This window comes from Candidatus Palauibacter sp. (genome assembly GCF_965222475.1).
Classification (GTDB): domain Bacteria; phylum Gemmatimonadota; class Gemmatimonadetes; order Palauibacterales; family Palauibacteraceae; genus Palauibacter.
This window is the reverse complement of record NZ_CBDCUB010000008.1, coordinates 277,624-296,165: the sequence shown is the minus strand read 5'-3', so window position 1 is coordinate 296,165 and position 18,542 is coordinate 277,624. Positions and strand designations below refer to the sequence as shown.

Below are 18,542 nucleotides of genomic sequence, written 5' to 3'. Positions count from 1 at the left end.
CGCGGCGTCGGCCTCCATGGGGAGGGGTCAGCCCGGAGACGCGCTCAGAGGCGATTTGCGAGCCTCGGTTGGGCCGGGGATGGTCCGTCTCGCACGTCGCGCACCATCCGCAGTCAGCACACGAGGGACCGAAGCAACCGAGACAGGTCTCCGACAGGTCGGCGCACGGGCACCGGGCGGTCGTCACGCGACCGCCCGCCCCGCACCCGATCTGCCCGGCTTCGTGCCAGCCCTCGCGGCGCCGACACGGCCACGGCCCGGCCACTACGCGGCCTCCTCGTGCAACAGGTCGCCGAGTCCGGCGGCCCTCCACGCCGCCGCCCGCGAGCCCGCGTCCACGCCGAGCCAGTAGCCCGCCTCGACGGCCCACTCGCGCAGCCGTCGCATCTCGCGGGCGAAGCTCTCCGGCGTCGCGCATGTCGTCGTGATGACATCGCCCTCGGCGAAGCACAGGATCTTGCGCTCGCGGAGGCTGGCCCACGTCCCGAAGTAGCTGGCGTCCTGGGTCGTATCGACCTGCACCCAACCCTTCGACCAGGCGCACCCGGCCCTCGTCGAAAGCGTAGCGGTCGGCCACGGGCCAGAACTCGCGCGTGATCGTCGCTGCGGCGCTCATCGCGGCTTCTGCGCGGCGAAGGCGCGGATGCGCCGGTTGTAGCGGTCGATGTGCGCGTGACACTCGGGCGTCCCGCACACGTCCGCCCTGCCGCCGTCCGCGAGCTTGGCCTGCCGGTCGGCCTTCTTCGGCGGGTGATGCCCCCGGTCCAGACACGCCTCGCAGTCCTTCCCGCGGCGGCTCATTGCCAGCCCCGCAGGTCGATGCCTTCTTCCTCGATCTGGTCAAGGTCGAGTACGCGGAACTGGTCGCCCGCGTGAACGGTCATGCTCCACGCGGCCTCGGCGATCCGGTTCGTCACTTGGTGCGAGATGTCGGAGTCGTCGTGCTCGTACTCGATCGGCTCGCCGAGCTGGGTCCAGTCGCGGGGGCCGGGCTCTGCCGGTCCCCAGATGACAACGGCGGTTCTCGTCATGTCGCCTCCTTCGGGCTTGGGTTGTCGCACTCGAAATCCCAGTGCTCATCGCTCCCGCATGTGGTGCAGGGCGTGTTGATCGGCGCGCGTCGGCGGCCCTTCGCCCTCGGGGTCGAGGCGATCAGGTAGCCGCGTCGCGTGACGTGCCGGACTTCGGCGGCGTGAACGGCTGCGGGTGTCCCACGGACAACCGATTCCGGCGCGAGTAGCACGACATCGCCATCGCGCACGAGCGCCGCGTTGAGGCACTGGAGCGCGTCGGCGTGGCGCTTGTGCCGATGGCCGCAGTCGCGTTCCCCCCCGGTCTCAAGCGTGACGGCGGCGACGTAGTGATCGTCGCGCGTCCCCTCGGCCGGGAACGTGTGGTCGAACATCTGCCAGAACGCTCGGCTCATCGTTTCCTCCCTTCGGTTGGGGTTTCTCGGTCCTGCCAAGCGGGCGGGGCGGGATCGAACCGCCCCGGAGGCGCGCCAGCGCCGCCCGTGTCGTCCGTGGTCAGTCGTACCGGCACCCGTCCTCGCACCCGTCCTCGAGCGCGCCCTCGCACTCGGGGCATTTCCCGCCGCCGAGATGCCGGTGCTGCTCGATCCGCCGGGCGATCTGGTTAGCCGCCATGCTGCACAGGTCCTCGAAGCGGTGTAGCGAGCCGCCCGCCTCCTCGAAGTCGAGCCAATCGGTCTCCCCGGCGGTCGTCTTGGCGCGGGCGCGGAGCTTCTCGGCGTCCTCGCGGAGCGCCTCGATGCCGCGCTTGTCGGCGCATAGCCGGTTGGCGAGCGCGCGGTGCTCGCTCCGTGTCAGGTCGAGTTCGGCCATCGTTGTCGTCCTTTCGTTCGGTCTCGTGTCGTCTACGAGGGGACGCGGGCGGAATCGAACCGCCCCGCGAGCGCCAGCCGCCCCGGATCGTTCAGCCCCCGCAGCCAGCGCACCGGCAAGCCGGGCAAGCCTCCCGCTCGCATGGGCGGCAGGCTGAGGTCATCGCTTCCCCGCACCGCTCGCACGGCTCCGGGTTCGTGGGTCGTGTCATGGCTTCCTCTCTCGTCGTGGGTGGCGTCCAGCCGATCGGGACACGGGGCCTCGCCTCGGCGGGACGGATGGCAAGCTCTTGGGCGCATAGGTGGGCGACGTGGCCGCGCTGGCGGGGGAGCGGGCGCGCCCAGTCACGGGCCGCCAGCAACTCGCCCTCGGAGAACTCCCGGACGCGGGCCGGGTCGTCGCCGAGTCCGCGGCTCACGCGCTCGTAGTTGGCCGCGAGCAAGCGGGCGGTCTCCGGGTGGCTCATTGCACCCTCCCGAGCATTCGCATCAGCCGATCCCGGATCAGATCCTCGCCGGCCTCGATGCCGATGTTCGGGTCGTCGATGAGCGCCCCGATGAACCGGCGCAGGTCGCGCACACAGGGGCGGCAAATGCGCGTGTCGGAGCTTCCGAAGCGCCGCGCGCCCTCGTGCCCGCAGGTCTTGCCGGGGACGGCGGCCAGCGCCGCCCCCGGTGTGGTCGGGTTCATCATCAGCAGACCCCCCGCTCTCGAAGGCTCACGAAAGCGCGATCGCCGATGACGACGTGATCGCGCACGGGGATGCCGAGCAGTCGGCCCGACTCGACGAGTTGGCACGTCACGGCGACATCCTCCGGGCTCGGCTCCGGGTCGCCGGACGGGTGGTTGTGCGCGAGGATGACGGACGCGGCCCGCAGCGCGATCGCCGGGCCGAACACTTCGCGCGGGTGGACAAGCGACGAGTTGAGAAGCCCCACCGTCAGGCACCGCTCCCGGATGACGCCGGCTTGGGTGTCCAGATACAGGGTCCAGAATTGTTCCTGACGCGCGTCGCGCAGCTTCGGGCCGAGCCGTCCGAACACGTCGGCGGGCGAGCGTATGCGCGACGTGGTGTAGGCGGGTTCAGCCGCGAGCCGTCGCCCGAGCGCGAGGGCGGCGAGGATGCGGCCCGCCGTGGCGGGACCGATCCCGTCGACCGTCTCAAGCTCCGGGCTCTCGGCGCGCCCCATGTCACGGAGCGAGCCGCGGAACCGTTCGAGGACGCGGCCCGCCGGGGTCACGTCCCCGCCCGCGAGGACGGCGAGCAGTTCGGTAGTGGACAGCGCGTCCGGCGAGTAGCGCCGGAGCCGTTCCTGTGGGCGCTCTGCGAGCGCCGGGGCCGTCACGCCATCCTCCCGGCGTAGTCGGCGCACTTCTCGGCGCGCCCGGCGTAGTCGGCGCGCTTCCGCTCGCAGTGGGCGACGAGCGTCGGCCCGCACCCGCCGCCGACCGCATCCTCGTGCATGAGCGCCCAGAAACGGGCCTCGGCGGCCTCGTCGTGCTTGCGCTCCGTCCAGTAGACCGACTCGAACGGCGTAGCGGCCTCGGGCGAGCATTGGAAGCAAGATCCGCCCGACTTCTCGGCCCGCTCCGGGTCGATCGTTCGGCGGCACCGCTTGCACATGCCGAACGCGTCTGGCGCGTTCGGGGCGCTCAACGTGCCCTCCGGGTGTGCCTGCGGGCTTCCTTGCGCCATTCCCGGCGCTCGCGGCGCTCTCTGCGCGTCCTGTCGGCGCGGAGCCGTCCCCGCTTCCCCGGTGACTGCGTGCGGCTGCGGTTCGGCCTGCCGCGCTTCCTGCGGTCGGTGTGACCCATCGGTTCCCCCTCGGTCTGAGGTCGACCGCCCGCCCCGGCGAGATCCGGGACGGGCAACACGGGGGCCGGGGCCTTGAACCCCGGCGCGCCGGGCGGCGCGGGCCTCATCCCCCCGTGGGCGTGGATCACGCCTCCGCGCGCTCGCGCGGTTCGAGGATGACGAGGTCTTCAACGACGACATCGACGGTCGGAATGGCGATCCCGTCGCGCTCAAACGAGCCGTATTCGAGATGCCCCTCCACGTAGAGCCGGTCGCCCTTCGTGACCTTCTCGCCGACGAGTTCGGCCTGCCGACGCCAGAACGTCAGCCGGTGCCAGTCCGTGCGGCGTTGGGTCTCGCCGTTCCGCCGGTAGATGCGGTTCGTGGCGAGTGAGAGGTGGGCAACTGCGGTCCCTGCGGACGTCTCGCGGACGTCCGGGTCGCTCCCCGCGTTGCCGACGAGGATGACCCGATTGACGGTGCGTGACATGCTGCGCCTCCTTGTGAGGGGTGGGGGAGGCGATGCACCGGGCCGGAACGTGACCGCCGCGCACGACAAACGGCCGGCCCCGGCCCGCTCGATGCGGGCCTTGACCGACCGTGATGCGGCGTGCAGTTTTCCGGCGCTCATTCGGAGCTCTTGCCTCCGTTGAGTAGTCGAAACGTCGTCCGGCGGCCTCTAACCGTCGGCGACGTTTCGCATATTAGCGGGATAGTCGGTCCCCCGCAACTGTCCGGAGATAGTCGCCGCTCGTCACATAGTCGCGGGCGCGCCCGACCTCCTGGGGATAGTCGGCCCGTCGCCCGACAGGTCAGGGCCGATCCTGCCCTTTCGCGTGTCACATCGCGGGCCAGGCGCGTAATAGATGTGGCCAGTCCGGGGGCCGTCCTCGTGCTGGGCGAGCGTCCCGAGGCCGAGGCACCGGGTGGACGCGGGCCGATGTGCGGATTCACACATCGGGGGGACGCCTCGCGGGCCGGATCGGGGCGCGCGACCCCGCCGGGCCGAGCGCGGCGGGCGCGAGGGGTGGGGGGGGGAGGGTGCTGGCGCGGCGCGGGGCGGGCGGCGGGGGGAGGGAGCCCGCCCGCCCGCCCACCCGCGTACGTACGGGGCGCGTTTTCGCGAAAAAGCGCAAGTTTTGCACTACTACTACTACCTATCTCTAATAGAGATATAGAGTTAGAGGGCTTGCGGTACGGCTTGCGGTAGCAACTTGCACCCGGCTTGCGCTTCGACGACCGCAAGTTGGCCGTCTCGGGCCGGTTCGCGCTCCCGGTGTGGCCCAGTCCGGGGCCGTCCTCGTGCTGGGGGCGCGTCCCGAGGCCGACCCGCCGGGGGCACGCGGGCCGATACGGGGATTCCCGCATCGGGGGGACGCCTCGCGGGCCGGATCGGGGCGCGCGACATCGCCGAGGGCGAGCGCCGGGGGCGAGCGGGGAGGGGGGGGAGGGTGCTGGCGCGGCGGGCGGCGGCGGGCGGGGGGAAGCCCGCCCGCCCACCCGCGTACGTACGGGGCGCGTTTTCGCGAAAAAGCGCAAGTTTTGCACTACTACTACTACCTATCTCTAATAGAGATATAGAGTTAGAGGGCTTGCGGTACGGCTTGCGGTAGCAACTTGCACCCGGCTTGCGCTTCGACGACCGCAAGTTGGCCGTCTCGGGCCGGTTCGCGCTCCCGGTGTGGCCCAGTCCGGGGCGCCTCGTGCTGGGGGCGCGTCCCGAGGCCGACCCGCCGGGGGCACGCGGGCCGATACGGGGATTCCCGCATCGGGGGGACGCCTCGCGGGCCCCGGATCGGGGCGCGCGACATCGCCGGGGGCGAGCGCGACGGGGCGAGGGGGGAGGGGGGGAGGGTGCTGGCGCGGCGCGGGGCGGGCGGCGGGGGGACCCCATTCACGAAGATTTGTAGTCGTTTGTATATTATTGTACTTTGCCGAGCGAGAATTGTGCGTGTACTATCGTATTCGTGTACGTCCATGAGTGTGCGACTGTTCATTGTTGGATATGCTCTTGTTCGGCGGGGCGGCGTTCGAGGTGATAATGCCTGTCCCCAGGGTTGGCGGAGAAGCAGGCTTATGCATCTGACTGGATTTCGCTTATAGCCCTAACCAAGACATCTCGCTTATGGACCAAACCGCTTGACCACGTGGGCGTACAAGGGCCGGCAATGGGTGCGCAGAAGAGCAAGCGCGGGAGGTACGTTGCGCTACAAGAACGAGGCGCGTACGATCATGGCTGACGCACACACGCGGGTAACCGAGTCGGGTTACCTGCTCCATACAACAGCGCGGCACAGCTGACGGGTAGCTCCCCGAGGTTCGCGTGAAAAGGCAGGGCTTCTCGCCGAACACCTGCGTGTGAGCGTCAATGGCCCGGCGCTTGCCGGTAAGGTTCGACGCCCGTAGCAGGGAGATATAGATGTATCCGCACGATGACGTACGCGATGGTGGTCGCGCCGCACGACCCATCCCTCTCTCCGTCGTTTCTGCGAGATGTAGGGAGACTCAATCCCCCATACCGGCCGCCTCGTAGCCGGAGGCCACAGCGATGTTCGCCGCTCAGCGCGCAGGCTCTGCCTTGGGGCGGCTTGCGTTTGAGGTGTTCGTGCTGATGATGCTTTGCGTGCCCGCCGTGTTGATCTTGCGCCTGCAATCGCAGATGGACGAGGAACGTATCGCAAGCGAAGTGAGCCTCGTTCTGCTTACCCTCTCCGATGCATCCCCCGACTCGCTCTTGAAGCATGATCGCGTGATCCTGCACTGGATCGAGAATCTCGGCCCCGTGAACGATGCGGACTCCTCCTTGGTGAGCATCATCTGTTTCAACATCGGGGTCGCAAGGTGGAAGAGGGCAGGGTCGGCCGCTGTAATGCCGCCATGCGTAACAGACTACATGCCAGCATTTGAAAGAGCACTTCCTGACGAGACCGTTCCCGCCATCCCTACCTATTACCGGGGACGACCGGGCCGCATCCGGGGTGAAAGAGGCCGACCCGGGCGAAGCAGAGGCAGTCGATCGCGAAGCCGACGTTGACGAGGAGGCTGGCCATACATGTCTCGCCGCCATGAGTTCGAACACCGGGCCCGACACCGTTTCTACACCCGGTTGAACCGTGACCGACTGAAGGCATCTGCCATCGTGGGCTGGGTAACAGCGGGATGGTTGACACTGGCTCTCGCGTGGCATGAAGTCGAGGTGGTCGGCGTTGGATACACGATCTGCTTGATTGTTTGGGGACTCGTCCATCTGCGGCTGTGGGGGAAACGTGAACGGCCCCTTGAGCACCTCGACGGACCCATGTTTCCAGGAGAACCCATATGTAGCTGCGGACAGTACCCCAACGACCGCCCCCTGTACGGAGAGGAGGCCGACGATGACCGGCAGCGAGTGCGAGTACCATGAACGCCAAGGACGCATTCTATTCCACCGCCAAGTGTGGGGCGACGTGATCGCGGACCTCAGCGAAGGTGCGGCTGCACGCGTCGCACGGCCAGACGACATCGGCGCGGACAAAGCCCGGCCCGCCGTCACCCTTGCCGCTTACATCTACGAGGCACTCGCAGTAGCAACTCGGCCTATACCCCAAGACCACTTGGGCGTGTCGAAGCTTGTTGAGAACGGCTTCGAGAAAGAGCGTGAGCGCATGAAGCAGATACTCGACCAATTGCCGGCGTCTTGAACTCATTGTCTGTCTGCTCTTGAAGGGGGGAAAGATGAACGACTGGAAGTCGAACCTGCCGTGGTTCCTCGCCGGGGCCTCGACGGCGGCTCTCGTGACCGTCCTCCTCACGGCCGGACCAGGACCGCAAGCCGTGCCGTTACAGGCCGGAGGCGTGACGGACAACAGCAACCCGGACATCACGAACACGGTAGCGCCGGCCGGCCCCATCACGATTCCGTCCCCGACACGGCGGCCGCCTCCGGTAACCACCGCCGGCTCACCGCTCGCGCTCTACGACGACAACGGGAACGGGCGGATCTCCTGCGCCGAAGCTCGAGCGCACGGGATCGCCCCTGTGACCCGTGACCACCCCGCCTACGCCTACATGCGCGACGGAGACGGAGACGGGACGGTGTGCGAGTGATGGCAAGTGCGGATCGAACCTGTCGCCTAACGCGGCATGCATCATAACCCCGTGGCTGGGAGAGAAGTATGTCAGACGAAGAATTCGTAAAAGAGGTTGACCGGATGCACCAAGTGGTGGGCCTCCTCGTCGGGGTGATGACCACATCGGATAAGCATCCCGCCTTGGAAGACGGAGTGCTGCGGGAGAAGGCGACAGCGATCGCCGATGGGCTGGCCTATCTCGTTGGGCGGTCAGACCTGAGGCGCGGGCTGACACAATAATGCAACCCCGTGGCCTCCCTCTTGTCCTCGCGATCGTTGTCACAACCGGTTGCACGAGCTGGTCTTATTGGAAACCTGATTCGGTACCTGTCCAGAGAGCCTACTTCGTACGTGCGAATCTGGATCGTACCTGGGAAGCAATGGTGGCCGCAGCCCGGGAACACGGATGGGCGATTGACATTATTGATGTCGAGGCGCGGGTGGTCGACTCGAAGTGGATGAACGCCAGCGCAGTCGTTGAACACATGAATTGCGGTTTGGTCACCGGCCATGGCTTCGTTGATGACCAAAGCGTGCGGCTCGGCCTCTATGCCCGCGAGGTCCCGGGCGGAACGCGGTTGACGGTCCATAGCTGGTTTCGGGGCACCGTTAGGTATGCGCCGTACTATCTCGGTGAGCAGGTACCCTGCAACTCCCGTGGGACGATGGAGCCACTTATTGCTGACCGCGTAATCAACATCGCCGAGGGAAACTGATGCCCCCCCCGAACCTTCAACGGAGCGCAATGAGATGCCGCGACAATCACACGCATACCTCCTCGGCGCCGACCGGGCCAACCAAGCGGTCCGTAACGGACTCGTCAAATATCTGCTCGAAGCAAAACCGGCAGACTCCGGTGTAAACGATTCGCCGTTCCGTGTAGAAGCTGCCCGAGAAAGTCTCCAGCACGCCCTGCCGCTCCTCGTCGGTGTCCTGCAAGAAATCGTGATGGAAGCAAGGCCGGGGACAGCGCCGCGCGACCCGCAGGAAAACGAGGAGTTTCAGAGGGGCTTCAAGGATGCCGTAGATGAGGTATTGAAGTCGCTTAGCAATCTCTAACGATCCTGTCATCTGCCGTCACGGCTCGCCGACCCTTCGGCTCTACCGTCCCCCTGTACGAGTGAGGTTTCCGATGTCTATCAAGCCCGGCGACTTTATCTGTCAGCACGCCGAAACCATCTCCGATGTACGCGGAACAGCCAACGTCGAATCGGGCCTCGTCGTGCTCGAACTTGTCCACGACGCATCCGCTCAACGATCCACGGTTCTAAGAATGTCAGGTCGCGTGGCGTCTCTATTAATCGACCATATCCGCGGTCCTCTAGATCAACTGCGGGAGGTTCGCTAGGGCGGGTCATGGTTGCCTCCGGTCATCATGGGCTCCTTCCGTCTACCGACCTGCGTAGGCTCCCAACTTTTGGGGCTACTTCACTTTCAGGGCAAACTGGGTCTCTCCTCCAGCAGGTAACTGCGACTGGCTGAGCGCGCGACGGAACGCGGAGCGGCGTGGAGGCCCCAAGCTCCCTGCACTCGGGTCCATCGTCATCGACCGCTGGTCGCCTTCGCACTCCGGGGTCTCGAACAGAGGAAGACCGGCTTGATGCGGCCGTCAGCACCGCACGGCAGCTCGGCTGTCAACTCTCGGCGCTTCTCCGGGGAGACATCGAAGTGTTCGCAAACGGACCACAACGGAATCGCGCTCCGCCGACGGCTCCGAACCCTCAGCTTCTTGCTGGCCAGCCGCCCGGTCTTGCAGAGATACGATACGTTCTGGGGCGTAACGCTGAAGTGATGGGCTATCCAGTCGCGTGAGACCATGACCCTCTCGCGGTCACCGCTCAGCCCCACCAACTCCGCCAGGAGCAGGCTGAGGGCTTGCGCCCGTTCGCGCGCCTCGGAGCGCAGGTCGTCCTCGGCGGAGGCGCCCAACGCTGCCGCGATCTCAGAGGGTCCGGCCCCGCGAGCCAAAGCCAGCTCGACCAGCTTCCCCACGACATTGCACAGCAACCGCCTCTCGCCCGGCGTCGTACCGGGATCCTGTTGAGAGGCGGTCACGCGGCGGGTCGCCCGCGGAGCCACTCCTCAATTTCGCTCCGGTGCCACCCGACCGCGCGCGACCGCGCCCCGCCGAGGCGCACGGGGCGGGGGAACTCCCCCTCCCGTATCCGCCTCCACAGCGTGGTTCGCGAAAGTTTCGTCATTCCCAGCACGGCGGGCATCCGGAGAATCTCCATGGGGTTCGCTTGGGCGTTCACGTGCTGTTCCATCGGTACTCCTGGGTTGGGCGTGTTTCCGCCCTAGACTAAGCCTGTTGTGCAAGTAGTCGCAAGTCGTACGCAAATGATCTCCAAGGCTAGTATCGGGAAAAGGCTGGGACGTTTCACGGCGTCGCTGAAGCTACGACGGGTGCAGCGGCATGGGAGCGGAGTACCAGCGGACTCCCCTAATCCCGGGGGCCGGGGGGCACGGGCATCTCGTCGAGCTTCGGAAACGGGCTCGAACGCACGCTGCACGAGCCCTCCACGACCGGATCTCGAGGGCCCGGACATCTCAAAGTGCTGCCGTCGTCCGCATCACCGAGCACTTCCTCCCGCCCGTCCTCGAAGACCTCCCGCCGGCCTTCCCCTTCCGCGTCGAGGGCTTCCACGCCGACAGTGAGTATTCGAGAGCCGGTTTCCTCGCCGTGGTCTGACTCGAACACCGACTGACGCCTTGGAGGTCTGGTGCGGGGGCGGCCGCGGCCGCCCCCGCGTGGCTTGACCCGCACGCCGACCGACCGAGCTGTCATGCCCTTGACTCGTCGGCCACGCGGGGGCAGCCGGCCGAGGCGCCGACCTCGACCGACGTCGTGACCTGATGAGAGCCCGGCCCGAGGCGTCCCTTCACTGTCGTGTCCGACATCGGCCGGGTTCGGCTTCCAACCCGTTCACCCACAATGGACACAGGGAGGCCGGCATGGCGAGGAGGCCAGTTGAACGCGGCGGGATCGTCGGTGGCGTCGACACCCACCGGGATCTGCACACCGCCGCCGTCGTGACGCTCGAAGGCACGGTGCTCGGCACCGAATCGTTCCCGACCACGCGGGCCGGATACCGGGCGATGCCGCGGTGGTTCCGGTCGCACGGCAGGCTGCTCCGCGTGGGCGTGGAGTCGACCGGCAGCTACGGCGCGGGCATCGCACGGCACCTGGGGCTGTCCGGGGTGCCCGTTCTCGAGGTGACCGGTCCGGACCCGGCCGCGCGACGAGCCAGGGGGAAGGACGACGCGCTCGATGCGGTCGCGGCGGCCGAGGCGGCTCGCACGGGATGCCGGGTCCAGGTCGCCAAGGACCGCGGCGGCGCGATGGAGGCCCCGCGGGTGCTGCGCACGACCCGGAAGACGGCGGTCAAGTCCCGCCGGGCCGCCCCGCAGCAGCTCCACAACACCATCGTGGCCGCGCCGGACGAGGTGCGCGACCGGATCCGCGACCTCACCCGCATGCGGCGCCTGCGCGTCTGTGCGGCCTGGAGGCCGGACGCCACGCGCTCCCGGGACCCGGCGGTGGCCACCAGGCTCTCGCTGAAGTCCCTCGCCCGCGGGGTCCTGGCCCTCGACGAGGAGATCGCCGCGCTCGACCGCCACATCGCTCCGCTCGTCGAGGAGCTCGCTCCCGATCTGCTCGCGCTCGAAGGCGTGGGCGTCGCCAGCGCGGGCGAGCCGATGGTCGCGGCGGGCGAGAATCCCGGCCGGCTGCGCTCCGAGGCGAGCTTCGCGATGCTGTGCGGCGCCTGCCCGCTGCCCGCATCGAGCGGGAAGACGCGGCGCCACCGTCTCAATCGCGGAGGGAACCGCCAGGCCAACTCGGCCCTCCACATGATCGTCGTGTGTCGCATGCGCACCGACCAGCGAACCCGGGACTACGTCGAGCGGCGCACCCGGGAGGGGCTGTCCAAGCGTGAGGTCATGCGCTGCCTGAAGCGCTATGTGGCACGCGAAGTCTACCGCGTGCTCACCGCGCCACCGCCCGCTTGACAAACATGAGAGCGTCAACGGCTCCGAGTACATCAACCACCGCGTCGCCCGGATGCTCGAGAAGCTCCGCATCTCCGAGTTCGCCAAGTCCCGGCCACGGCGCTCCAACGACAACGCCCTCGTCGAGTCCGGGAACGGCGCCATCGTCAGAGGGTGGCTCGGACGCGCCCACATCCCCGCCCAGTGCGCCCCCGCCGTCAACGGCTTCCTCCGCGACCACCTCCGCCCCTTCCTCAACTTCCACCGGCCCTGCCTCTTCCCCTCCGAGGTCGAGGGCCCCCGCGGCCGCATCAAGAAGCGCTACCGCCAACAGGACGTCGCCACCCCCTACGAGAAGCTCAAGTCCCTCCCCGATGCCGAGAACTTCCTCCGCGACGACGTCACCTTCGAGCAGCTCGACCGCGTCGCCTCGGCCACCTCCGGCCTCCAAGCCGCCAAGATCGTCCGCGAGGCCCGCCGCGACCTCTTCCACTCCCTCGACCCCGCCGCGTCGGTCGCCTGAGTCCCCGTGTCCGCCCCCCCGACTCCCGTTGCGCGGCTCTCCCTCCATCGAGGATCATCCGGAAGAGAATCGAACGCCAACGGCCCCGCGGCCACGGCTCACGACTCCTCCTTCCTGCTTGTCCGTTTACTTCTTGCTACACTCAAGTTCCGGGCTACTGGGAAGACCCGGCCCGCAGCCCCCTTGGTGGCGGCTCCGCGGGGGATGGTGGCCGGGTCGCTTCAGGCTTGGCCGCGAGGGCCGTACGTGAGTTCGACCGCCACCGTCCTTCCCGACGTCCCGAATGGATACACGAGCATGGAGGCTCGCACGACAAGCACGGGAGAGGGAACCAATGACCGGACACACCGTCGGGATCGACATCTCGAAGGCCCACCTCGACGCCTGCGCCCTGCCCGGGGGCGTAACGGCCCGCTTCTCGAACGACGCGGCCAGGTTCCGGAGGCTGATGGCGTGGATCGGTCCGGATACCGACCGGGTCGCCTACGAGCCGACCGGTCCCTGGCCCCGCGACTTAGAGGAGACGCTGCTCGGCGCCGGAGTCCCCATCTACGCGATCGACCCGTACCAGGTGCGCTGCTTCGCCAGATCGCGGGGGCGGCGCGCGAAGACCGATGCGGTGGACGCCCGCACACTGGCGCAGATGGCGGCCGCGATCGACGACCTGCGCCCGACCCGGGCGATGTCGCGTACCCGGCGCGACCTCGCCGAGTTGCAGCTCGTGCGCGACGCGCTGGTCGCGGACCGGACCGCCACGCTCAACCGCGGCAGGCACTTGCGCCACGACCTGTCCCGGCGGGTCAACGACGAGCGGCTGGGGCAGATCGAGGACCAGCTGAAGCGGGTCGACGGCGAGATCCGGAAGCTGCTGGGAAGCGAGGAGAAGCTGAAGCGCACGTCGGAGATACTGACCTCCATCCCCGGCGTCTCCGACGTCACCGCGGCGGGGCTGATCGTCCACATGCCTGAACTCGGCACCCTCTCCGGACCCCGGGCCGCCAGCCTCGCCGGGCTGGCGCCGGTGACGCGGGAGTCCGGCAACTGGAAGGGGCGCGCCTTCATCCAGGGGGGCAGGGGGAAGGTGCGGCGGGCGCTCTACATGCCGGCGCTGGCCGCGATCCGCTGGAATCCCGGGCTGAGGCGGAAGTACGACGCGCTCCTCGCCGCCGGCAAACCGCCCAAGGTCGCCCTCATCGCTGTCATGCGGAAGCTCATCGTCCTCGCCAACGCCCTCGTGCAGCAGGACCGTCTATGGACTCCCGAGCCACCGGTTGCGGCCTGACGTGGCTGCGCGAACGCTCCGCATCGACCCCGGTCGCGAACCCCGGCCCGCAGCCCTGCCGAGGCATCCCTTGCGACATGGATACTCACTTCCCGTTGGACAAGACTCCCACTTTCCCGCAATCCTGCATGCTGGTAACATTATGGCAACACCACCCCGGTCACATCTGGGTCTGGGCGGCTCAGGTTCCCGAATACGCGGCAGGTGCGGCTTGGGCAATGCAGTCGCCGGCATCACCCCGGATCTCATCAGCGGAATAGTCGTGAGCCGCTTCCGAATCCTTGTCCTCGCGACGGCGGTGCTGGCGGGCCTCAGCCTTGCCTCCGGATGCGGGGACGGCGCCACGGAGCCGCCGACACTCGCGCACGGCGCATTGGCCGACCAGCCCGGGCACAAGGTCGACGGGGTCGCGCCTGTGCTCAAGATCTTAACCGTAGGCATAGGGACAGAGACAAAAGTCGGTGATAACGGGGTCATCTACGAGGCCGGCGATCATATCCCCTTGATAACGCTCTTCACCGAGGATGTCGTGGTGGAGGGATCTCCCTCCATCGAGATGATCGTTGGAGATACAACGCGGCAAGCGGCGTACCACGGCCCGGTGAAGGTTCTCGGGGTCCTGAATGGCCAGGAATTCCGCTATCCGGTGGTGGCTGCCGACCTCGACAAGAACGGCATAGCCGTCCCGGCGGATCCCGTGCGGCTGAACGGCGGCAAGATTCGGGATGCGGCGGGAAACCAGGCCGTTCTTAACCATGCGGGTTTCCCGGACGACAAGGGGCACGTCGTATACGGTGTGGAGGTGACGACGGCGGTGGACTTGCCGAAGGGGCCGGTGGGCGGTTCCTTCGACGCGACGATCACCTTCAGCCACGCCGTGACGGGTTTCGAGAAGAGCGACATCACGGTGGAGGGCGGCTCTGTGACCGCCTTGGGGGCGATAGACGCGCGCACTTACGTGGCCACCATCAAGGCGGCCGCGCCGGGCGATGTGACGGTGAGCGTGCCGGCCGGCGTCGCGCAATACACCTCCAACACCGGCAACGGGAACCAGGCGTCCGAGCCCGAAACCGTGCGAGTGGTAACCATGCCGACGGTCTCGGCGGTGTCGTTCGCCTCGGCGCCGGCTTCCGGCCAGCACGACACCTACAAGAAGGGCGACGAGATCACGGTGCAGGTGGTGTTTGACCATGCGATGGCTGTCACGGGCGCGCCCACCGTGGATGTCAGGATCGGCGACACGATCAAACAGGCCGCCTACACCGGCGGCGGCGGCACGACAACCCTGACCTTCACCTACACGGTGGCTGCGGGTGACGAGGACACGGACGGAGCCGGCATCGTCCGAAACGGCTTGAAACTGAATGACGGAACCATCAGGAAGATCGAGAGCAACGTGGAAGCGGAGCTGGGGCACGCAGCGAAGGCCGACCAGCCCGGGCACAAGGTCGACGGGGTCGCGCCTGTGCTCAAGATCTTAACCGTAGGCATAGGGACAGAGACAAAAGTCGGTGATAACGGGGTCATCTACGAGGCCGGCGATCATATCCCCTTGATAACGCTCTTCACCGAGGATGTCGTGGTGGAGGGATCTTCCTCCATCGAGATGATCGTTGGAGATACAACGCGGCAAGCGGCGTACCACGGCCCGGTGAAGGTTCTCGGGGTCCTGAATGGCCAGGAATTCCGCTATCCGGTGGTGGCTGCCGACCTCGACAAGAACGGCATAGCCGTCCCGGCGGATCCCGTGCGGCTGAACGGCGGCAAGATTCGGGATGCGGCGGGAAACCAGGCCGTTCTTAACCATGCGGGTTTCCCGGACGACAAGGGGCACGTCGTATACGGTGTGGAGGTGACGACGGCGGTGGACTTGCCGAAGGGGCCGGTGGGCGGTTCCTTCGACGCGACGATCACCTTCAGCCACGCCGTGACGGGTTTCGAGAAGAGCGACATCACGGTGGAGGGCGGCTCTGTGACCGCCTTGGGGGCGATAGACGCGCGCACTTACGTGGCCACCATCAAGGCGGCCGCGCCGGGCGATGTGACGGTGAGCGTGCCGGCCGGCGTCGCGCAATACACCTCCAACACCGGCAACGGGAACCAGGCGTCCGAGCCCGAAACCGTGCGAGTGGTAACCATGCCGACGGTCTCGGCGGTGTCGTTCGCCTCGGCGCCGGCTTCCGGCCAGCACGACACCTACAAGAAGGGCGACGAGATCACGGTGCAGGTGGTGTTTGACCATGCGATGGCTGTCACGGGCGCGCCCACCGTGGATGTCAGGATCGGCGACACGATCAAACAGGCCGCCTACACCGGCGGCGGCGGCACGACAACCCTGACCTTCACCTACACGGTGGCTGCGGGTGACGAGGACACGGACGGAGCCGGCATCGTCCGAAACGGCTTGAAACTGAATGACGGAACCATCAGGAAGATCGAGAGCAACGTGGAAGCGGAGCTGGGGCACGCAGCGAAGGCCGACCAGCCCGGGCACAAGGTCGACGGGGTCGCGCCTGCGACCGTCCGCCCACATTTGAGCATGGACCAAGCGCCGGACAGCACGCATGCAGCAGGTGACGAATTCATCTGGATTCTGCTCTTCAGCGAGGCCGTGAATGTGGAGGGCGCTCCCTACCTCGAATTCTCAGTCGGAAGCAAGACCCGAAGCGCTGCTCATATGGCGGACAGGACATCTCTCAGTCCGAATGAGGATCTTCTCGAGATCCAGGGGTTCGGCTACACGATTGCAGCCGACGACTTCGATCCGGACGGCTTGGAGCTTGAGGCCAACAGCGTGCGGCTAAACGGCGGCAAGATCCGGGATATGGCGGGCAACGACGCGGTGCTCGACCATGAAGGCACTGGTCGGTACGACCATCACAGGATCCTCGGAACGAAGGTGACGACGACGGTGGCGGTGCCGAAGGGACCGGTGGGCGGTTCCTTCGACGCGACGATCACCTTCAGCCACGCCGTGACGGGTTTCGAGAAGAGCGACATCACGGTGGAGGGCGGCTCTGTGACCGCCTTGGGGGCGATAGACGCGCGCACTTACGTGGCCACCATCAAGGCGGCCGCGCCGGGCGATGTGACGGTGAGCGTGCCGGCCGGCGTCGCGCAATACACCTCCAACACCGGCAACGGGAACCAGGCGTCCGAGAGATACACGGTGATAGTGCTGGATCCGGACCCGCTCACGGGCTTCGTGTTGTTCGACAACGCCAACGGTGGGGCAGAAGATGTGCAGGCGCTGAGCGACGGGGCGACGCTGGAGGCGCTGACCTCGGACCGGCTCAACGTCCGGGCGGAGGTTGAGGCCGGTGCGGCGGTAGGGAGCGTGTACATGGAACTGAGCGGCACGCTGACCTCGGCACGCACCGAGAACCTGGTCCCCTACGCTCTGTTCGGGGACAAGGGCGGGCAGGCGTTCCCGGCGGGCGAATACCGTCTCCGCGCGACCGCGTATCCGGAGTCAGATCTCGGGGGCACGGCGCTACAGACGCTGGAGGTCGCGTTCACCGTGGCGGCGGCGGAGCCCGAGGTCTCGATAGCGCCGGGAACGAGTCCGGTGAGCGAGGGTACGGCGGCGGCGTTCACGTTGAGCCGCACCGGTGCCACGACGCAGGCGCTGACGGTGGACCTGAGCGTGACCGAGACCAGGGCGATGCTGGGAGGCTCTCTGCCCTCCACGGTGACCTTCGGGCCGGGCGAAAGGGAACAGAGCCTGAGCGTGGCGACCGCCGGGGACAGCGTAGTGGAGCCGGCGAGCACGGTCACTGCGGCGGTCGTGGGCGGCGCGGGCTATCGGGTCGCCCCCGGTGCGGGCTCGGCGGACGTGACCGTAGAGGATGACGACGCGGCAGTGTTCACCCTCTTAGTCGATCCGGCCGCGATCGCCGAGGGAGAGGCCTCGGCGGTGACGGTCGCGATCACTAATGGTGCGACTTTCGCGTTGGACCAGACCATCGCGCTCTCTGTCACCAGCGGTACCGCGGCGAAGGGGACGGACTATACGATCGCGCCGGAGAGCCTGACCCTGCCGGCGGGGCAAGGCTCGGCGGCGGCCACCATCACGGCGGTGGACGATGCCGATGAGGAGTCGGCCGAAACGATTGTGGTCGCAGCCACCCATCACGGCAGGGATATCGGGACGGCGACCGTTACCATATCGGCCAGCGACGCGCCCTCAAACCCGCTCACGGGCTTCGTGTTGTTCGACAACGCCAACGGTGGGGCAGAAGATGTGCAGGCGCTGAGCGACGGGGCGACGCTGGAGGCGCTGATCTCGGACCGGCTCAACGTCCGGGCGGAGGTTGAGGCCGGTGCGGCGGTAGGGAGCGTGTACATGGAACTGAGCGGCACGCTGACCTCGGCACGCACCGAGAACCTGGTCCCCTACGCTCTGTTCGGGGACAAGGGCGGGCAGGCGTTCCCGGCGGGCGAATACCGTCTCCGCGCGACCGCGTATCCGGAGTCAGATCTCGGGGGCACGGCGCTACAGACGCTGGAGGTCGCGTTCACCGTGGCGGCGAAGTGACGGTCTCCTTCGCCGGGGGTCACGGCGAGCGGGACGACCGCTGCGACGGTATCGCTTGCCGACGACGACACGCGGGCGTGACCGTCTCGCCTGAGACGCTGCGCGCGGCCACGAGCGGCGCGGCGGAGTACACGGTGGTGCTGGACTCCGAGCCTACGGATACGGTGACGGTCGAGCCGATGGCCTCCTCGGACTCGGACCTGTCGGTGTCTCCGGACTCGCTAACCTTCGCACCGGCGGACTGGGTTACGCCCCGGATGGCGACGACGGTGGTGAGCGCGCTGGAGATCCAACAAAGGTGGTGCAACGAATCCCCGTGCTCCGCAGCCTTGCTGCCACCCAGGATGGCCGCGTCTGGGTGCAACGCCGAGGCGAGGAACCGGCAAGCAACGAACCCATTGATCTGCTGACCGCCGAAGGTGAGTAGGTCGGCACCTACTCTGCTGGCGCGACCGCCCTGCC

Annotated in this window: 23 protein-coding genes; 10 read left to right on the top strand and 13 right to left on the bottom strand. The window is 67.5% G+C overall.

Features of this window, described 5'->3' with window-relative positions; all coding sequences use genetic code 11:
- Positions 1-264: 264 nt before the first annotated feature.
- The 10 genes from ACOQPP_RS16805 to ACOQPP_RS16760 all read right to left on the bottom strand — a co-directional run bounded on the left by ACOQPP_RS16805 (position 265) and on the right by ACOQPP_RS16760 (position 4,129).
- The gene (locus ACOQPP_RS16805; protein WP_420637013.1) at positions 265-522 is read right to left on the bottom strand and encodes a hypothetical protein; all 258 of its coding nucleotides are present in this window, start codon (positions 520-522) and stop codon (positions 265-267) included.
- Between the two features lie 90 nt (positions 523-612).
- Entirely contained in the window at positions 613-801 is a 189-nt protein-coding gene (locus tag ACOQPP_RS16800) for a hypothetical protein (RefSeq protein WP_420637012.1), read from the bottom strand.
- Positions 798-1,031: a hypothetical protein gene (locus tag ACOQPP_RS16795; RefSeq protein ID WP_420637011.1), complete on the bottom strand. Its 234-nt coding sequence runs from the start codon at positions 1,029-1,031 to the stop codon at positions 798-800. Before ACOQPP_RS16795 ends, ACOQPP_RS16800 begins: the two co-directional genes overlap by 4 nt.
- Positions 1,028-1,426, bottom strand: coding sequence for a hypothetical protein (locus tag ACOQPP_RS16790; RefSeq protein ID WP_420637010.1), 399 nt, complete (start codon positions 1,424-1,426; stop codon positions 1,028-1,030). Before ACOQPP_RS16790 ends, ACOQPP_RS16795 begins: the two co-directional genes overlap by 4 nt.
- Before the next feature lie 100 nt (positions 1,427-1,526).
- Positions 1,527-1,844 carry a hypothetical protein gene (locus tag ACOQPP_RS16785; protein ID WP_420637009.1) on the bottom strand — a complete coding sequence of 106 codons (318 nt, stop codon included), beginning with the start codon at positions 1,842-1,844 and terminating at the stop codon, positions 1,527-1,529.
- A 32-nt stretch (positions 1,845-1,876) separates the two neighbouring features.
- On the bottom strand, positions 1,877-2,020 hold the full coding sequence (locus ACOQPP_RS16780) for a hypothetical protein (protein WP_420637008.1): 144 nt from the start codon (positions 2,018-2,020) through the stop codon (positions 1,877-1,879).
- Positions 2,021-2,306: 286 nt separating this feature from the next.
- Positions 2,307-2,537, bottom strand: coding sequence for a hypothetical protein (locus ACOQPP_RS16775; protein ID WP_420637007.1), 231 nt, complete (start codon positions 2,535-2,537; stop codon positions 2,307-2,309).
- Positions 2,537-3,190 (bottom strand): RadC family protein, encoded by a 654-nt coding sequence (gene radC, locus ACOQPP_RS16770; protein WP_420637006.1) that lies wholly within the window; start codon positions 3,188-3,190, stop codon positions 2,537-2,539. Before radC ends, ACOQPP_RS16775 begins: the two co-directional genes overlap by 1 nt.
- Positions 3,187-3,501, bottom strand: a complete 315-nt coding sequence (locus ACOQPP_RS16765; RefSeq protein ID WP_420637005.1) for a hypothetical protein — start codon at positions 3,499-3,501, stop codon at positions 3,187-3,189. The genes radC and ACOQPP_RS16765 overlap by 4 nt, the downstream gene beginning before the upstream one ends.
- A 283-nt stretch (positions 3,502-3,784) precedes the next feature.
- Entirely contained in the window at positions 3,785-4,129 is a 345-nt protein-coding gene (locus ACOQPP_RS16760; RefSeq protein ID WP_420637004.1) for a single-stranded DNA-binding protein, read from the bottom strand.
- Between the two features lie 2,884 nt (positions 4,130-7,013).
- On the opposite strand from ACOQPP_RS16760, the gene ACOQPP_RS16755 reads away from it, so the two are divergent.
- From ACOQPP_RS16755 to ACOQPP_RS16735, 5 genes are all read left to right on the top strand, one after another.
- Positions 7,014-7,319 carry a hypothetical protein gene (locus ACOQPP_RS16755; RefSeq protein ID WP_420637003.1) on the top strand — a complete coding sequence of 102 codons (306 nt, stop codon included), beginning with the start codon at positions 7,014-7,016 and terminating at the stop codon, positions 7,317-7,319.
- A gap of 34 nt (positions 7,320-7,353) precedes the next feature.
- The gene (locus tag ACOQPP_RS16750; protein WP_420637002.1) at positions 7,354-7,725 is read left to right on the top strand and encodes an excalibur calcium-binding domain-containing protein; all 372 of its coding nucleotides are present in this window, start codon (positions 7,354-7,356) and stop codon (positions 7,723-7,725) included.
- Positions 7,726-7,793: 68 nt separating this feature from the next.
- A complete protein-coding gene (locus tag ACOQPP_RS16745; protein ID WP_420637001.1) occupies positions 7,794-7,988 on the top strand; it encodes a hypothetical protein in 195 nt (64 codons plus the stop codon).
- A gap of 143 nt (positions 7,989-8,131) precedes the next feature.
- Entirely contained in the window at positions 8,132-8,464 is a 333-nt protein-coding gene (locus tag ACOQPP_RS16740) for a hypothetical protein (RefSeq protein WP_420637000.1), read from the top strand.
- A 34-nt stretch (positions 8,465-8,498) separates the two neighbouring features.
- Positions 8,499-8,807, top strand: coding sequence for a hypothetical protein (locus tag ACOQPP_RS16735; RefSeq protein WP_420636999.1), 309 nt, complete (start codon positions 8,499-8,501; stop codon positions 8,805-8,807).
- Positions 8,808-9,290: 483 nt separating this feature from the next.
- On the opposite strand, the gene ACOQPP_RS16730 is transcribed toward ACOQPP_RS16735, so the two are convergent.
- The 3 genes from ACOQPP_RS16730 to ACOQPP_RS16720 all read right to left on the bottom strand — a co-directional run bounded on the left by ACOQPP_RS16730 (position 9,291) and on the right by ACOQPP_RS16720 (position 10,449).
- On the bottom strand, positions 9,291-9,803 hold the full coding sequence (locus ACOQPP_RS16730; protein WP_420636998.1) for a hypothetical protein: 513 nt from the start codon (positions 9,801-9,803) through the stop codon (positions 9,291-9,293).
- Entirely contained in the window at positions 9,800-10,015 is a 216-nt protein-coding gene (locus ACOQPP_RS16725; RefSeq protein WP_420636997.1) for a helix-turn-helix transcriptional regulator, read from the bottom strand. Before ACOQPP_RS16725 ends, ACOQPP_RS16730 begins: the two co-directional genes overlap by 4 nt.
- A gap of 176 nt (positions 10,016-10,191) precedes the next feature.
- Positions 10,192-10,449 carry a hypothetical protein gene (locus tag ACOQPP_RS16720; RefSeq protein ID WP_420636996.1) on the bottom strand — a complete coding sequence of 86 codons (258 nt, stop codon included), beginning with the start codon at positions 10,447-10,449 and terminating at the stop codon, positions 10,192-10,194.
- A 254-nt stretch (positions 10,450-10,703) separates the two neighbouring features.
- On the opposite strand from ACOQPP_RS16720, the gene ACOQPP_RS16715 reads away from it, so the two are divergent.
- The 5 genes from ACOQPP_RS16715 (at position 10,704) to ACOQPP_RS16695 (ending at position 18,490) form a co-directional block, all read left to right on the top strand.
- Positions 10,704-11,759, top strand: coding sequence for an IS110 family transposase (locus ACOQPP_RS16715; RefSeq protein ID WP_420636995.1), 1,056 nt, complete (start codon positions 10,704-10,706; stop codon positions 11,757-11,759).
- A 52-nt stretch (positions 11,760-11,811) separates the two neighbouring features.
- Positions 11,812-12,261, top strand: coding sequence for a hypothetical protein (locus tag ACOQPP_RS16710; protein ID WP_420636994.1), 450 nt, complete (start codon positions 11,812-11,814; stop codon positions 12,259-12,261).
- A gap of 334 nt (positions 12,262-12,595) precedes the next feature.
- On the top strand, positions 12,596-13,543 hold the full coding sequence (locus ACOQPP_RS16705) for an IS110 family transposase (RefSeq protein WP_420636993.1): 948 nt from the start codon (positions 12,596-12,598) through the stop codon (positions 13,541-13,543).
- A gap of 262 nt (positions 13,544-13,805) precedes the next feature.
- Positions 13,806-18,080 carry an Ig-like domain-containing protein gene (locus tag ACOQPP_RS16700; RefSeq protein WP_420636992.1) on the top strand — a complete coding sequence of 1,425 codons (4,275 nt, stop codon included), beginning with the start codon at positions 13,806-13,808 and terminating at the stop codon, positions 18,078-18,080.
- A gap of 77 nt (positions 18,081-18,157) precedes the next feature.
- On the top strand, positions 18,158-18,490 hold the full coding sequence (locus ACOQPP_RS16695; RefSeq protein WP_420636991.1) for a hypothetical protein: 333 nt from the start codon (positions 18,158-18,160) through the stop codon (positions 18,488-18,490).
- Positions 18,491-18,542: the final 52 nt, after the last annotated feature.